Origin of the sequence: Pantoea sp. EEL5 (genome assembly GCF_049892805.1) — a bacterium.
In the GTDB taxonomy this organism is placed as follows: Bacteria; Pseudomonadota; Gammaproteobacteria; order Enterobacterales; family Enterobacteriaceae; genus Pantoea; species Pantoea ananatis.
In genome coordinates this window covers 309,064-325,127 of record NZ_JBNDNJ010000002.1, presented here as the reverse complement: position 1 = coordinate 325,127, position 16,064 = coordinate 309,064, and the positions used below count along the sequence as shown (strand labels likewise).

13 protein-coding genes and 1 tRNA gene are annotated in these 16,064 nt (G+C 51.6%); 4 read left to right on the top strand and 10 right to left on the bottom strand.

All coding sequences use genetic code 11. The features are described 5' to 3' along the window. Window positions 1-11: 11 nt before the first annotated feature. The 3 genes from aepX to ACPXSQ_RS13085 all read right to left on the bottom strand — a co-directional run bounded on the left by aepX (window position 12) and on the right by ACPXSQ_RS13085 (window position 4,294). The gene (gene aepX / locus ACPXSQ_RS13095; protein WP_013027161.1) at window positions 12-866 is read right to left on the bottom strand and encodes a phosphoenolpyruvate mutase; all 855 of its coding nucleotides are present in this window, start codon (window positions 864-866) and stop codon (window positions 12-14) included. Between the two features lie 2,900 nt (window positions 867-3,766). Further along, complete coding sequence (locus tag ACPXSQ_RS13090; protein WP_227022900.1) at window positions 3,767-3,928, bottom strand: hypothetical protein; 162 nt, start codon at window positions 3,926-3,928, stop codon at window positions 3,767-3,769. A gap of 290 nt (window positions 3,929-4,218) precedes the next feature. Continuing rightward, window positions 4,219-4,294: transfer RNA gene (locus ACPXSQ_RS13085), tRNA-Phe, on the bottom strand. 294 nt (window positions 4,295-4,588) lie between these two features. On the opposite strand from ACPXSQ_RS13085, the gene ACPXSQ_RS13080 reads away from it, so the two are divergent. Genes ACPXSQ_RS13080 through ACPXSQ_RS13065 form a run of 4 tightly spaced genes read left to right on the top strand, consistent with a single transcriptional unit; the run spans window position 4,589 to window position 7,505 of the window. Further along, window positions 4,589-5,818 carry a SpoIIE family protein phosphatase gene (locus ACPXSQ_RS13080; protein WP_013027163.1) on the top strand — a complete coding sequence of 410 codons (1,230 nt, stop codon included), beginning with the start codon at window positions 4,589-4,591 and terminating at the stop codon, window positions 5,816-5,818. A gap of 16 nt (window positions 5,819-5,834) precedes the next feature. Beyond that, the gene (locus ACPXSQ_RS13075) at window positions 5,835-6,401 is read left to right on the top strand and encodes a SiaB family protein kinase (protein ID WP_200286802.1); all 567 of its coding nucleotides are present in this window, start codon (window positions 5,835-5,837) and stop codon (window positions 6,399-6,401) included. Between the two features lie 10 nt (window positions 6,402-6,411). Beyond that, a complete protein-coding gene (locus tag ACPXSQ_RS13070; protein ID WP_202945045.1) occupies window positions 6,412-6,798 on the top strand; it encodes a DUF1987 domain-containing protein in 387 nt (128 codons plus the stop codon). Beyond that, window positions 6,795-7,505 (top strand): GGDEF domain-containing protein, encoded by a 711-nt coding sequence (locus ACPXSQ_RS13065; protein WP_013027166.1) that lies wholly within the window; start codon window positions 6,795-6,797, stop codon window positions 7,503-7,505. Before ACPXSQ_RS13070 ends, ACPXSQ_RS13065 begins: the two co-directional genes overlap by 4 nt. Here ACPXSQ_RS13065 and mrdA read toward each other — a convergent pair. From mrdA to ACPXSQ_RS13030, 7 genes are all read right to left on the bottom strand, one after another. After that, a complete protein-coding gene (gene mrdA / locus ACPXSQ_RS13060; RefSeq protein ID WP_015699534.1) occupies window positions 7,502-9,385 on the bottom strand; it encodes a penicillin-binding protein 2 in 1,884 nt (627 codons plus the stop codon). The two genes, ACPXSQ_RS13065 and mrdA, sit on opposite strands and share 4 nt — an antisense overlap. Before the next feature lie 217 nt (window positions 9,386-9,602). After that, entirely contained in the window at window positions 9,603-10,316 is a 714-nt protein-coding gene (gene deoD / locus ACPXSQ_RS13055) for a purine-nucleoside phosphorylase (protein ID WP_014594584.1), read from the bottom strand. Window positions 10,317-10,349: 33 nt separating this feature from the next. Then, window positions 10,350-11,573, bottom strand: coding sequence for a phosphopentomutase (deoB, locus tag ACPXSQ_RS13050; protein ID WP_015699532.1), 1,224 nt, complete (start codon window positions 11,571-11,573; stop codon window positions 10,350-10,352). A 94-nt stretch (window positions 11,574-11,667) separates the two neighbouring features. Further along, a complete protein-coding gene (gene deoA / locus ACPXSQ_RS13045; RefSeq protein ID WP_426143994.1) occupies window positions 11,668-12,996 on the bottom strand; it encodes a thymidine phosphorylase in 1,329 nt (442 codons plus the stop codon). A gap of 59 nt (window positions 12,997-13,055) precedes the next feature. Then, window positions 13,056-13,835, bottom strand: a complete 780-nt coding sequence (deoC, locus tag ACPXSQ_RS13040; protein ID WP_014605066.1) for a deoxyribose-phosphate aldolase — start codon at window positions 13,833-13,835, stop codon at window positions 13,056-13,058. A 229-nt stretch (window positions 13,836-14,064) separates the two neighbouring features. After that, window positions 14,065-14,838, bottom strand: coding sequence for a TatD family hydrolase (locus ACPXSQ_RS13035; RefSeq protein ID WP_426143992.1), 774 nt, complete (start codon window positions 14,836-14,838; stop codon window positions 14,065-14,067). Further along, window positions 14,835-15,884: a patatin-like phospholipase family protein gene (locus tag ACPXSQ_RS13030; RefSeq protein ID WP_014605064.1), complete on the bottom strand. Its 1,050-nt coding sequence runs from the start codon at window positions 15,882-15,884 to the stop codon at window positions 14,835-14,837. Before ACPXSQ_RS13030 ends, ACPXSQ_RS13035 begins: the two co-directional genes overlap by 4 nt. Window positions 15,885-16,064 lie beyond the last annotated feature (180 nt).

Sequence of the window (16,064 nt, the reverse complement as noted above, 5' to 3'; positions counted from 1 at the left end):
GGTCATTCTCTTTAAGGAATCAGTGAAATAATTTCCTTTACACTCATGCAAGATTTTTCTATCTCTGCCGTCCTGCCATATCTCAATATTTCTTTTGAAACATTTTCCATTGCTTTATAAGCAGCCCTGAGCATATGGTTTGCATAAATGATCACGTTAAAACCCGCTTCACTGAGTTCTCTGTTGCTGGTTGCAGAATAAGTAGTAGGAACACAAATTAATGGTACTGATGGATATTTTTTCCGAAATTTCGTACTGAATAAGAAAACCTCATCCGGAGTCTTCTTACAACTATGAATCATAATTCCGTCTGCCCCGGCTTCGACGTATGCGTCGGCACGTTCGAGTGCATGTTCTACGTCGAACCCTGCAATAAGACTTTCAAGTCTGGCTATGATCATAAAATCATCAATATAAACTGCAGATTTTCCTCTTTTAATCTTCTCTGAAAAATCATTAATATCTGCGAGAGTCTGTTCTACTTCAGTGCCGAACAAAGAATTTTTCTTTAATCCTGTTTTATCTTCGATGATGACGCCATTTACACCGTTGTTAATCATTCTTTTTACGTAATAACTAAAATGTTCTGGTTTTCCCCCCGTATCAGCATCCATGATGATGGGCATGTCTGTCACATTTCGGATATCAGCAATATTTTCTAACCTGCTGCTTAATGCCAGTGTTTCGTTATCGGGAATACCGCGAGATGCTGAGTCCGTTAACGAGCTTGACCATATACCGTCAAATTTGACAATACGGCCTTCTGAATTAGTTTGTTCTGCTTTAGACGCAATTAATGCGGAGAGCGGATTATGGGCCTCAATAAAAATCAGAGTACCCTTTTCTGCAATAAGTTTTTTGATCATATAAACACCTTTGATGCGTAAAGATGAGAAATTAAGACGCTCTTATAGAGTGCCTGCCTAAACGCTTTACATTTCCGTGGTGATAAAATGATCAATAAAAAATTTTTGAAAAAAGTCGTTCGTTTATTCAATACGCCTTTAAATTCTGGCTATCTGGTTTGGAGTATTTCGACACTGAAAATGCTTCAACATTAGTAATGTTAAACACTAACCGTGATTTATCACTGCCGTCACGCTTATGTCTGTGAACTATCTTATAGCTATCGCCCGACAATCTTATCAACTTAATTTATATTTCAATTTGTTAATCAAAGTGTAATCTTTTGTCAATTTTGCAAAAAAACCCTTAAAACCAACACTTTACATTGTTAAACTTTAATTAAAATTAAATTTAATGGCGGCAATTCGATATTAAACATTAGAAAAAAGCAATCTTTTACACTTAGGATAGTCACCACAAAAAACATGTAACAGATGAAACTTATTCATGTTTTTAACTCTATGTATTTTCTGATGTAACTTTTAGTACGAAACAATTTGTTTCTTTTGTTAATAAACTTTGTTTTAATTTGTTTATACTCAAGCGTTCTCCGTGTGCCGCCACTTCCAAGTAAATGAGATTTATCTTATATCCGAGGTTAATTATCTTATCTCAAGCTCCACGATAATGACTTTTGGAAAATTGCTTAAGGCGGGGGATAAATTGATCTTACACGCCTCACTTTGACTGTTACTGAATCCCCTGTTTTCATCTTGGGTGATAAGATCCGCATTTTGGGACAGATAACGTTGGTGGCATTATTCGTTCATGGCATAACCGTTGAAAGCAGCCGAGTGAGTACGATCCTTCCATTCAGTACCGTGATATGTTTCCGGGTTTTTTCTTCGCTCAGCATAAATTCCCTTTCTGACGTTCTTCTTTATAGGTGTTGGGGCCGATATATAATAAATGGCCTGCCAGTTAGGTTTATCTCCCCAAGACTTAATCACCAGTATGTCTCTCTGAATATAAAGTTCATACAGCGGTCACTCAGCCTGGACCAGATTGCGCTCCGCACGCTTTACAGAACGCTCTCGACGTTCTACGGTTTGTATGTCCGTATCTCTCTCTGAATCCAGTAAGTTGATTTTACTATGCAAATTCTTCATAAACACTCCAGAGGCTTACCGGGCATAGTAAATTAGGTCGCGTTAATAAAGGGCTCAACGTAATGAATGTGTGCATGCTCTTCGCAGCACACATTCATAGTCAGCATTCTCCTTCATGGTTCTGAAGCACCGTACAATCCGGTGCCAGCTGACAGCTCTACTCCTCTTCAATGCGTGTCCCCGTATGAATCTGACTGAAAAGACGCTTCGTCCAGGCATCAGTGACTAGCTTAAGATCGGATGTGATATACATCGATTTAATAAAGCTCCTTTCCTTGTGGCGGAGCTACCAGCTATATCAGACGTGCGGCTAACCTCAATCGTCAGCCTGTTATTTCCCGCCCAGTTTCTGGACATGCAGTAATAGTTGCCGGGCTCTGCTGACCAGATGGTGCCCTCTAAAACGGCCGAGGCTGAGCAGTCTGTATTCTTTTGGCCGCTGTTATGCGCGGCCGCTACACCCGCGTCATAGACGAAGCCAAACTTTTCCTTCAGATGCACCACCGTATTGATCGGTACGAAAAGTGGGCCGTAAGCATCGTCGACCTGAAGATGCCACGCGGGTTCCCCCATGGCATCGTTAAATGCTTCAGTCCATAACGCGATATTTCGATCGTTCAAATCGAATACATGTCTGTAATCAGTGTGGACATCCCTTTTATGAATTAACATTCGAAATTATTTTTTCGGTTAAGAAGTTATTTTCAACAGCATTTCCGGCCATCTGGTGCGTAACATGCAATGCCACTGCCGGGAGAAAATTTCCAATTGCATCAGGGCAGGGCGCGGGCAGAATCTCTCAAAGGGACGCCTTTTAGCAGGTTGCGATTAAGTCAGCCCCACACCTTCAGGTAGCCCCTGAGTCTGACCCCAGGTAAGATGCAACCACAACTCGATTTCCCTCCGCTAACGAAACTCGAACACCTTCGACCAGTACTCTCTCACGCGCTGATGTATGAGCTCGACGGTAGGCTGCCAGAGGGGACAGATGAAAGGTGATGCATTTTCTGCGGCTCAGCATACAGAGCTTCTTGAGCAGCGGAGGAGTCCGTCAGTCAAATGATCTGAGCAGAAACAGCGTGGAGGCGGTAAACCGCCAATTAAGCGTGAATGAAGGTAATATGATGGACATTTCGTAAGACTTTGACGAGTCAGTTTCAGCCCTGGCACAATTAAAATTATTTTTGTGCTTTATCTTGTTTCCTACGTAACAAGAGGCTTAGCTTCACTAATCGGTTTTTTCATCAATATAAGAAACAGGAAAAACAGGTATAGAACGCACGCACCTCAATAAGCTAACCAAATCTTTCTGGATTAATATTATTATCAGTTTTTTATTGCTTTTAATTTTTCATCGGGTTCATTATTTTAGCTATATGATTAGCCCGTCCTTTGCACAAATAGATAACCCCCTTACCAAATCAAACCACTCCTCAAAATTAACATATAAGCTATAAAAAACAGTGTAGTGATACTCAGATAGCTTAAATAAATATGTATTTTACATGGACTAACAATTAAAAATTGAAATATATTTCAATAAATTAGTCAGCTTAGCAATAGCCTGCTCATTAACTGTAAAACTTCCTTATGCTTTTTGAGCAATTTACACTATTCCTTAGCTTCGTATGCCCGTCTTTTCTCGATCATTCTTATATAGAAATCATGAAATTCTTTATATTGGCTTTCTCTGATTTCTTTAGGAAGCATTTCACGAGATTTTGACCAGGCATCCAATTCCGACTTGCATTTTATGTATGCGTCGTCAACGATTTTTTGGCTGGAATTTTTGTGTTTATGAAAGGAATCGTATTGTCATTGAGGCATTCCACTTCGGGTGTCATAAAACCGGGAGTATCTGAGAATGCCAACGCAGGATATAAGATGCCTAAAAATAATGTACGTTTCATCATACAGCTTCCTGTTGCTGTTTAGCCTGCTTGGTTATCCAGGGAATAATTCGCTTCTGCGGTATCTCATCAGCTCGCACACGGCGAAGCTGCGTGTTGTGCAAGGCAATGACGAAATGCGCCTCTGTGCCATCCCCGCCCATATGCTTTCAGCATCACATAGTGAAAATGCCGACCATCGAAACCGTAAACCAGAACATTACGATCGCGTAAATCAACCTTACCCCAACAACATCACAGCGTTAAAGCCCTCAAACGCAAAAACCCCCGCCGAAGCGAGGGTTTCAAATTTGTGGTGCCCGAACCCGGAATCGAACCAGGGACACGGGGATTTTCAATCCCCTGCTCTACCGACTGAGCTATTCGGGCAACGGGGCGCATTAAACCTTAAGCAGGCCCCAGCGTCAAACGCTTTTCACAAAAATGAAATCAACTGACGGGTTTTCCATCAACCAGAAGGGGAACGGGCGAAAATTTAGCAATCCGCCCAATTAACCGCCGGATTTTCGCGCTGCAGAACGCCCTCTGGCAGGCTATTTTTCGCTGCTATTTTGCTTTAACTGCGATTTATCGGCCCTCTTTTTACCAACCGTTTTTTTGCCATAAATCCGTCATCTGCGCTCATTACTCTAAGATTATTCCTGGACAATCAAGAGCCGCATCATGCAGTTACCCGCCTCTGTGAATACTGTGGTTTCCGCCTCAAGCCGTTATGACGCGCGGGTGTTGTGCATTGAGGTCCCTTTCGTCAGTCCGGAGACAGATAACCGTGCCGTCATGGCACTCTTTGCCGAACACAAAGATCTGATCGGGTTGCCCGTAGTGGAAAACGGCAAGCCGTTCGGCATGATCAACCGCCACATCTTTTTGTCGCAGATGGCGCGCCCTTTCTTTCCCGAACTCTATGACCGCAAGAGCTGCATTGCCTTTATGGATAAGTTCCCGCTGGTGATTGACGTGGAAAATACGCTGGAAAGCGTTGCGCAGCAGGTCGTGGCCAACGGGGATAAGTCCGTCGCCGATGGGTTTATCCTGACGGAGAACGGGCACTATATCGGCATTGGCTTGGGGATCGATCTGATTCGCCGCGTCTCCGATTTACAGGCGCGCCAGCATCAGCAAATTTTACAAAGCATTGATTACGCGCGGGTCATTCAGGACGCGATGCTGGATCGTTCCAACCAGCTGATTGCCTCCCTGCTCGACGACTGGTGTTTGTACTGGCAGCCCCGAGACGGCGTGGGCGGCGATTACTACGCTTTTCACCGCCATGACAATGGCTGGCTGGCGGTCATCGCCGACTGCACGGGCCACGGAATTCCAGGCGCTTTTATGACGGTGATTTTGCAGTCTGCGCTGGAAAACGCGCTGCGCGAGGCCGATCTGCAGGCACCTGCCAGCATCCTGCATGCCCTTAATCACCATATTAAACAAACCCTGGGCCAGCTGAACGCCTCCCAGCAAACCTCACTCTCTAACGATGGCTGCGATGCCATCGTGATGTCAGTTGATACCGGGCTGCATCAGCTGCGCTGGGCCAGCGCCCGAACCCAGGCATTTATGCTCAGCAACATCAGCAATGAAATTATCTCGCTCAGTCAGGATCGCGTCGGCGTCGGCTATACCGATACGCCGGAAGACTATCACTGGCCTGAACAGAGCCTGGCGTTTAATCCGGGCGACATGCTGTTTGTCCTCACGGATGGCGTCACCGATCAACCGGGTGGCGAACGGAATATCATGTTTGGCAATAAGCGTATTCAGTCTCTGCTGATGCGCTATCAGCATTTGCCTATGGCGGAGTTATCTCTGGCGTTTCAGCAAGACTATTTAAGCTGGCAAGGTAATCAGGCGCGACGCGATGACGTCACCTGGTTTGGCTTTCGCTATTGACTGCACCGGGAAGAAAATGAAAAACGAGTCACTACGGGGTCTGCCCTTTAATACCGAATCGCAGTCCGGCCTTATTGCATTGCAGTATACCGGCTTTTTTTCACCGCAGAACATCACGGCGATGGGCGAAGTGGTCAAACTGTTTCTGGAGAATCACGAGCGGTCACAAAAAGTCAGGCGGCGGCTGTTCTCCAGCTTTATCGAGATTGCGCAAAACATTCTGCGTTACTCGCAGGACAGCCGGGCGCTGAGCCACAACGATCAGCTGTATCGCTTTGGTTCATTGAGCCTGCGTTACGATGATGGCCGCTACTATCTGGAAAGCGCAAACCTGGTCGGCAGCGACGCCACTCATCAACTGCGCGGGGATCTGGATTCGCTCCGCGTGATGAATGCGGATGAAATTAAACAAGCTTACCGAAACCGGTTACGCGCTGAGAGTCCGGTCTGGAGCAAAGGCGCCAATATCGGCTTGCTTACCCTGGCGCGCGACGTCAGTGAACCGCTGGAGTATTGTTTCCAGCCACTGGAGGCCAGCGAGCTCTCTGCCTTTTGGCTTAAGGCCACTATCTGCCATGACTGAAGAAGCCCCTATGCAAATCATTCAACTTACCGCCACTGAATGTACGCCCGCCGTAGAGTTTGACTTTGCGGCCCACCGATTCTCCCTGCGGGGAGAATCCTGGCCAGAGAATGCCGCCGCCTTTTACCGTCCGCTGCAAAGCGCGCTGGAAAGCTGGCAGCCTCAGGCCAGCCAAGCGGCAGAGGTGAATATCGACCTGAGCTATTTCAACAGCTCAAGCACCAAGATGCTGTTTGGGCTGTTTGATCAGTTCAACAGGCTCGCGCAGAGCGGCTGCACGATTGTACTGAACTGGTTTTACGATGCCGAAGATGACGTGTCAGAAGAGTTTGGCGAAGAGCTGTCTCTGGATTTCACCGCGTTAACCGTGAAGCTGCATGCGGAACAGCGCCAATGACGCACCTCAATGAGCTGTTTCTGGAAGAAACCCAGGCACTCAATCAGGCCAGCCATGTCGCGGCGCAGCATAGCCTGCAGGCTGAAGAGTATCGGCAGGCGCTGCTACAGCTCAACGGACACTACCAGCGGCTGATGCGTGAAACCTATCGGTTAATCTCACGCAGCGATCGGGCAGAGCGTGAGCTGAACCGGGTAAATGAGCAACTGAACGAGCTGGCAACGGAACTGGAGTACAAAGCCACGCACGATCCCCTGACGGATGTCTGGAACCGCAGCGCCATTATTCAACGCATCAGCGATACGCTGGACCAGGCGCCGGCGGCCTTAATCATTCTTGATATCGACTTCTTTAAACGCATCAATGATGAATACGGTCATCCCGTCGGGGATAAGGTGATTTGCGAACTGGTACAACGTATTCAGCGTAATACGCCTGCCATCGCCAGCATCGGTCGAATCGGCGGTGAAGAGTTCACCATCATGCTGCCCAATACCTGGCTGGGCGATGCGGTTATCGTCGCCGGAGCCATTCTCGCCTCGCTGAACGCCTCGCCGTTAAATGCGCTGCCGGAGCGGCTGGTCACGGCCAGCCTCGGCGTCAGCTGGGGCGCAGCAGGCACCCGGTTCGAAACGCTTTACACGCAGGCAGATGCCGCGCTGTACGATGCCAAAAAGCACGGGCGTAACCGGGTATTCTTCCGCTAGCCTGCCTGGTGCTGTGCCACCTCAACGGGCGGCGGGGTGGTCGGGGGCAGGAAGATATGGTCAAGCAGCTTGCGCATCACCGGCGCGGCAACCACGCCTTCACTTCCGCCGTTTTCCAGAATCAACGCCACCGCAACTTTGGGAGCGCTGAAGGGTGCGAAGGCGGTATAAAACGTATGATCGCGCAGCCGTACCGGAATCATTTTGGCGTTGTAGGTCTGGTTTTCTTTCAGGCTGAACACCTGAGATGTCCCACTTTTCGCTGCAATGCCGTAAGGCGCGGTATGGAAATATTTATAGCCCGTGCCGTTCGGTGCGTTGGCCATGCCAAACATAGCGTGGCGCACTAATGACCAGTAGGGAGAATTCGGATCGCCAATCTGCGCCTGTGGCAGCTTAGGCTGATAGAGCTGAACCCGGGTGCCGAGCTGGGATTTTTCCAGTAAGTGCGGCGTAATCACCCGTCCATTATTAATCAAGGTTACCAGCGCCTTCACCATCTGAATCGGGGTCGCAATCCAGTAGCCCTGACCGATCCCCACCGACACCGTGTCCCCCTGATACCAGGGCTTTTTATGGACTTTCATTTTCCAGTCGCGGCTGGGTAGCAGGCCGCTGTACTCTTCGTTCAGATCGATGCCTGTGGAGCGGCCGTAACCAAATTTGCTGAGCATGGTGTGAATGCGATCGATGCCCATCATAAAGGCCACCTGATAGAAGAAGGTATCTGCAGACTCTTCGATCGCTTTGGTGACATCGAGCGTGCCGTGGCCGCTTTTTTTCCAGTCACGGTAGCGACGGTCGGTGCCCGGCAGCGTCCATGTTGGGCCGCCAAAAAAGGTGGTTTGCGGCGTAATCACATGGGTTAACAGGGCAGACATCGCCATATAGGGTTTGACGGTGGAGGCCGGGGGATACAGGCCCTGGGTGACACGGTTAATCAGCGGCAGGTTTTTATCCTGCAGCAGCGTCTTGTAGGCTTTATAGCTGATGCCCTTCACAAAAGGGTTGGGATCGTAGCTGGGGCTGGAAACCATCGCCAGTACGGATCCGTCATGGGGATCTTCCACCAGCAATGCGGCACGCTGTCCGGCCAGCAGGCTTTCCGCATACTGTTGCAGATGCAGGTCCAGCGTCAGGGTGATGTTCTTGCCTGCTACCGGCGGCACTTCTTTCAGCACCCGGACAATGCGGCCATGGTTATCCACTTCCACTTCCTGATAGCCCGGCTTACCGTGCAGCAGGGATTCGTAATAGCCTTCAATCCCCTGCTTACCGATGTTGTGGTCAGCCGCGTAGTTTTCAGCAATGCCTTCGGCATTCAGCCGCTTATAGTCGTTATCATTGATTTTAGAGACGTAGCCAACAACATGCGCCAGATCGGCCCCATAGGGATATTCCCTGTCCTGATAGGTATCAATGCTGACGCCGGTAAACCGGAACTGGTTGACTGAAAAGCGCGCCACCTCTTCGTCGGTAAGTTCCTCTTTGAGGATAACCGGTTTGTAGCGGCTGTTCTGCCGGAGATCGTGCTGAAAACGCGTAATGTCGTCCGGTGTCAGATCGATAAGCGGCGTGAGCTGGCGCAGCACGTCCTTCATATCGTCCACTTTATACGGGGTGATAGTGATGTCGTACCAGGTCACATTGCGCACCAGCGGAATCCCGTTACGGTCGAAAATCAGCCCGCGCGTGGGCGCGATAGGGATCATTTTGATATCGTTTTGGTTTGAGCGCGTCTGGTAATAGCTGTGATCGCGTACCTGCAGGCGATACAGGTTTAAACCCAGGATGGTGAAGCAGATGCAGACCAGCACAAATGCCATGGCGGCACGGCGTACAAACAACTTCTCTTCAGCGTCGAAATTTCGAAAATTCATCAGGCAGGTATTTTCAGTCTGGCATGTTGTTATTTATTGTTCGGCTTCATGATAGTGGCATAAGCGGTCCTTGCCAGTAGCAAGATGCACAAGCCTGATGAAAAGTGTGTCATTTGATGAGAATGTTGCGAAATGAGCGGGAAGCGTAAATCTTCTGACGCGCTCACCCGGCAACGTCGCGCTGCCGGGTGAGCAAGAGCATCAATGAGCGTGGAGATTAATCGCCCAGCAGCACAGATTCCAGCGCAATCTTAATCATGTCATTAAAGGTTGTCTGGCGCTCTGCGGCAGTCGTCTGCTCATGGGTACGGATATGATCGGACACGGTGCAGATCGTCAGCGCTTTCGCCCCAAATTCAGCAGCCACGCCGTAAATGCCGGCGGCTTCCATTTCCACACCGAGAATGCCGTACTTCTCCATTACGTCAAACATCTGCGGATCGGGCGTGTAGAACAGGTCGGCAGAGAAGATATTCCCTACGCGCGCGTCAACACCCAGATTTTTGGCCGCATCGACAGCGTTGCGCACCATATCGAAATCCGCAATCGCGGCAAAATCGTGATCCTTGAAACGCATACGATTCACTTTGGAATCGGTCGATGCGCCCATGCCGATCACGATATCACGCAGTTTCACGTCGGGACGCACGGCACCACAGGAACCCACGCGGATGATTTTCTTCACGCCGAACTCGGTGATCAGCTCTTTGGCGTAAATGGAGCAGGAGGGAATGCCCATGCCGTGGCCCATGACGGAGATTTTGCGGCCTTTATAAGTGCCGGTATAGCCCAGCATGCCGCGCACGTTGTTCACCTCAACGGCATCTTCCAGAAAGGTTTCTGCAATGTGCTTCGCACGCAGCGGATCGCCCGGCATCAGTACGACGTCTGCGAAATCACCCATTTCTGCATTAATGTGAGGAGTTGCCATAATTCTCTATCCTTTTTAAAAATTTCGCTGTTTTTACAGCATGTTCTTGCCGTAGTCCATGGGGGACAGGTCAAAATAGTGCGCGATCGTCTGGCCGATATCGGCAAAGGTGTCGCGATAGCCCAGCGACCCCGGCTCAACCTTCGGTCCGTAAATCAGGATCGGAATATGCTCGCGTGTGTGTTCCGTGCCTTCCCAGGTCGGGTCACAGCCGTGGTCGGCGGTGAGGATCAAAATATCATCCTCTTTGACCAGTTCCATGAGCTCTGGCAAACGGCGGTCAAACAGCTCCAGGCCGCCCGCATAACCCGCAACGTCGCGGCGATGGCCCCAGGTGGAATCGAAGTCGACAAAATTGGTGAACACAATCGCTTGATCCGGCGCAGTTTTCATTTCCTGAATGGTCGCATCAAACAGCGCGTCCAGACCGGTGGCTTTCACTTTTTTAGTGATGCCCTGCTCAGCATAGATATCGGCAATTTTACCAACCGAAATCACATGACCGCCCTTCTCGTCCACCAGCTTCTTCAGCATGGTCGGCGATGGCGGCTCAACGGCCAGATCGTGACGGTTGCCGGTGCGCTCGAAGCTGCCTGCTTTGTCGCCCACAAACGGCCGGGCAATCACGCGACCAATGTTGTAGCCGCCTTCGGTCAGCTCTTCGCGCGCAATTTCACAGAGTTCATACAGCCGCTCCAGCCCGAAGGTTTCTTCGTGGCAGGCGATCTGGAATACGGAGTCCGCCGAGGTGTAGAAAATCGGCTTGCCAGAGCGCATGTGCTCTTCGCCCAACTGGTCGAGGATTACCGTACCGGATGAGTGGCAGTTGCCGAGATAGCCGGGTAAACCGGCGCGTTCCACCAGTTTGTCCAGCAGCGCCTGCGGGAAGCTGTTCTGCTTATCGCTGAAGTATCCCCAGTCAAACAGAACAGGCACGCCGGCGATTTCCCAGTGGCCAGACGGCGTATCTTTGCCCGATGAAAGCTCACTGGCGTAAGCATAGGCGCCCGTGATCTTCGCCTCAGGATCCAGCCCCGCAGGAAAACGACCAGTAGACAGCTCAGCCGCTTTGCCCAGGCCCAGCGCGGTCAGATTAGGTAAGTGCAGCGGCCCTTTACGGCCCTTATCCGCCTGACCGTTAAAGCAGGCTTCTGCGATATGACCTAACGTATCTGAACCTGCATCACCGAATTTATCGGCATCTTTGCTGGCGCCGATTCCAAACGAATCCAGCACCATAATAAAAGCACGTTTCATGCCAGTCTCCTGCGCCAAAAGCGCGCGACAAGTCAAAAAAAAGCGATCAGATCAGTATACCTGAATCCGGGACGGTATAAAGGGGTTCCCTGCGTCAGCCTGCCTCAGTGACGCGGCGATACACGACAGGCGTGGCTGCCGGGGCGCGTTCACCCAAGGTAATCGCGGCTTTTACGGCGGCAGCGGCCTGTTGCCAGTGCGCTTCGCTGCTGGCATGGATGACCGCCAGCGGACGTGAAGCATCCACCTGCTCGCCCAGGGTGATCATGTCGCTCAGGCCCACGCTGTAATCGATGGCATCACTGGCGCGCTGGCGTCCACCGCCCATCGCCACCACCGCCATGCCCAGCGCGCGGGTATCCATATGCGTAACACAGCCTGCCCGGTCGGCATAAACCGCTTTGCTCATCGTTGGCGCAGGTAAATAGCTGTCGTAGCGCTCAACAAAATCGGTCGGGCCCTTCTGCGCCGCCACCATGCGGGCAAACACCTCTGCGGCCTTGCCGTTATCCAGCACCGTCATGAGTTTTTCGCGTGCCTCAGCCTCATTTTCCGCCAGTTTGCCGGAGATCAGCATTTCGCTGCACAGCGCCAAAGTGACTTCCAGCAGGCGCGGGTTACGCTGCGCACAGGTCAGGAAGCGCACTGCTTCGCGCACTTCCAGCGCGTTACCGGCCGTGGAGGCCAGCACCTGGTTCATATCCGTTAACAGCGCCGTGGTGCGACAGCCCGCGCCGTTGGCGACGCCAACAATGGCCTGCGCCAGATTTTCAGAGGCTTCATACGTGGGCATAAATGCCCCGGAGCCGACTTTGACATCCATCACCAGCGCATCCAGCCCTTCGGCCAGCTTTTTCGCCAGAATCGAGGCGGTGATCAGCGGAATCGAATCCACGGTGGCCGTGATGTCGCGCGTGGCGTAAAAGCGTTTGTCCGCCGGAGCCAGGGAGTTGGTTTGGCCAATAATTGCCACGCCAACCTGCTTTATGGTCTGGCGAAAGTGGTCATCACTGGGGAAAATGTCAAACCCGGGAATCGCTTCCAGCTTGTCCAGGGTGCCGCCGGTGTGCCCCAGCCCGCGACCTGAGATCATCGGGATATAGCCGCCACAGGCGGCCACCATCGGCCCCAGCATCAACGAGGTGACATCGCCGACGCCGCCGGTGGAGTGCTTATCGACCACCGGCCCGTTCAGATTCAGGGATTTCCAGTTCAGCACGGTGCCTGAGTCACGCATCGCCATCGTCAGGGCAACCCGCTCCGGCAGCGACATATCGTGAAAATAAATGGTCATTGCCAGCGCGGCAATTTGTCCTTCCGAAACGCTGTTATCACGCACGCCGTTAATGAAGAAACGAATCTCGTCTTCACTCAGCGCGTGGCCGTCACGTTTTTTTCGAATGATTTCTTGTGCAAGGTACAAAGTCGCCCCCTTACGTCAGGGAAAGAGGAGAAAAGGCGGCAAGATGCCGCCCGGAGATATCAGTAGCCTGACTGACGGGTATCGCTGCTGTGTCCAAGGGTGTTCAGCAGGTTTGCCAGCAGGCTGGAAGCGCCAAAACGGAAGTGGCGAGCGTCAGCCCAGTCGGCACCCAGCGTATCTTCAGCCAGTTGCAGATAGATGGCGGCATCTTCAGCGGTACGCACGCCGCCAGCCGGTTTAAAGCCAACCTGCGCTTTCACACCTTTATCGCGGATCACGCTCATCATGATCTGCGCCACTTCGGGCGTTGCATTCACGGGCACTTTACCGGTTGAGGTTTTGATAAAGTCCGCTCCAGCATCAATGGCAATTTCAGAGGCCTGACGGATCAGCGCTTCCTGCTTCAGCTCACCGGTTTCAATAATCACTTTCAGCAGTACATCCGCTTCCGCACAGGCTGTTTTACAGGCTTTAACCAGATCAAAGCCCACCTGAGTATTGCCAGCCATCAGCGCGCGATAAGGGAAAACCACGTCCACTTCGTCAGCGCCGTAGGCGATAGCGGCACGGGTTTCAGCCAGTGCGATCTCGATGTCGTCATTGCCGTGGGGGAAGTTGGTGACGGTGGCGATACGCACGTCCGGCGTGCCCTGCTCACGCAGCGTTTTGCGAGCAATGGGAATAAAACGCGGATAAATGCAGATGGCGGCGGTATTGCCCACCGGGGATTTCGCCTGGTGACAAAGTGCGATCACTTTCTCATCGGTGTCATCTTCATTCAGGGTGGTTAAATCCATCAGTTTCAGCGCGCGCAGAGCCTGCTGTTTGATATCAGTCATAACAATCTCCAGGACAAGGGGTGAGTTTTTATCCACCCGTATGTGATAATAATAACAATTCGGAGCCGGTGAATATGTGCCATTCGTCACATCGAAATATGAAACAACTGCAATATTTCAGATAAAAGTTGATTCAGTCACGAAATAAGGCGAAGCGAAGCCCGTATAAGCCCACGACGGGAATGTTATTATTATAACATTTTGTGAGAAGAAGGGTAAACGGGCGACATCAGGAAAGGCGAAAAAGTCTGTGGCTGTTGTGCCATAGCGCATCGGCAATGACCTCTGGCGCTTCTTCACGCAGCTCACACAGCACCTGCCACACCTGAAAAGCGCGCTCTGGTCGGTTGGGCTGCCCCTGAAAACCGTTCAGCGGCATATCGGGGGCATCCGTTTCCAGCAACAAGGATGAAAGCGGTAACTGTGCGATGGTCTGTCGGGTTTTACTGGCGCGCGGATAGGTAATGGTGCCGCCCACGCCAATCGCATAGCCAAGTTTGATAAAAGCCTGGGCCTGCTGCAGGCTACCGGCAAAACCATGAACCACGCCACGGCGCGAGAGATCGTGACGGCGCAGATGCAGCGCCAGCTGATCGTGCGTTCGACGCGAGTGCAGGATCACCGGCAGATCGTAACGTTTAGCCAGCTTCAGCTGCGCATCCAGAAAATGTTTCTGCTTGTCGAACTGCGGATCGTCCCGATAAAGATCCAGGCCGATCTCACCTAACGCTACCAGCTTAGCGGGCGACTTTATCAACCGGGCTTCCAGCTCGCTAAGATGCGATTCCTGATGATGTTCAATAACAATCGGGTGCAGCCCCAGCGCAGCATAAAGGGCGGGATGGGCGTGAGCCAACTGGCAGACCGTTGCAAAGCGTCCCGCGTCTACCGATGGCACGATAATTTTTTCAACGCCGGACTGGGCGGCCCGGGCAAGACTTTCCTCCGCCTGTCCGACGAAGGGCGGAAAATCAAAGTGGCAATGGGTATCCACAAACCTCATGCCAGCGAGCCTTCATTCCAGGCGTCGTCATTGCCCGCCAGCGGCGTAACGATCGCCCCACTGTTGGGTTCATTCGCCACCGGCGCGGCAGGCGTAACGATATCCAGCCCCGTTTGCGGCTCGGCATCGCTCAGCCACTGGCCCAGCGTGGCCATAAAATAGCGGCCACAGCGGCGTCCCAGGTGGTAATCCTGGTTAAGCGAGGCGATCCGGCTGCCTAACGCGTTACTGGCCAGCACGCGCGGTGGGAAAATTTCAATGATGCGTAAATCCCCTGGCGGTGACTCGATAAACTGCTGCGTTTCCCGATAGGTCTGCTCATGATGATGCAGGATAGTGAGCATCGGCTGCAGCGCACCGCCGCTGAACCAGCGTTCCATACGCGTTATCCAGCGTGGAGTATCGAACATCTGAGAGGGCACGGTACGGATCACCACGATCGTATCTGCGCCACGTTTGGCCGCCTCACGCACGGGAATGGCATCACTGACGCCACCGTCCAGATAGCTGATGCCTTCCAGATCCACCCCCAGGCGATAAAAGCCCGGAATGGCGCTGGATGCCTTAATGATTTCCAGCCAGTTATCACTGGTGGGCGCAAAATAACTGGGCGCATAGTCATCACTGCGGCAGGCACACATATAGAATTCGCGCCCGCTGGAAAACAGGGTTTCGGCACTGCTCATCGCCAGGGGGAATTCGCTTCGGGTGATGTCGATTAACCAGTCGAGATCGATAAGATTGCCGCCGCGTAAGAAACGCAGCGGATCGAAAAACTGCTTGCTGGTCGTATAGCGGGTGATCACCCGGCGCGCGTAGCCCGGCTGCGCGCAGACAAAGGCAGACAGATTCTGTGCCCCGGCAGACGTGCCAAGCAAAAGCTGGAAAGGGTTGAATTTAGCCCGCTGAAACTCATCTAATACGCCGGCGGTGAAGATGCCGCGTTGACCGCCACCCTCGCACACTAAGGCGATTTTCCTGGCTTTAAAAGGTGTGAGAGCAAGGGGTTCAATCGCCCCAAGCGTCACGGGAATACGTATACCCAATGTACCGACCTCAGATTGGGTTCCCGATAGGCAAATGTAGGGAATGCAGGGATTAGAATTGTGAAAGGATACTAGCACGGAGAACCAGCTACGTTGTCCATAAATTGTGCTATTGGCGTTGCGCCGTTTAACACATCGTTGCGAATATGAAGCATCCTTTGCCTCACAATAACATTCGCA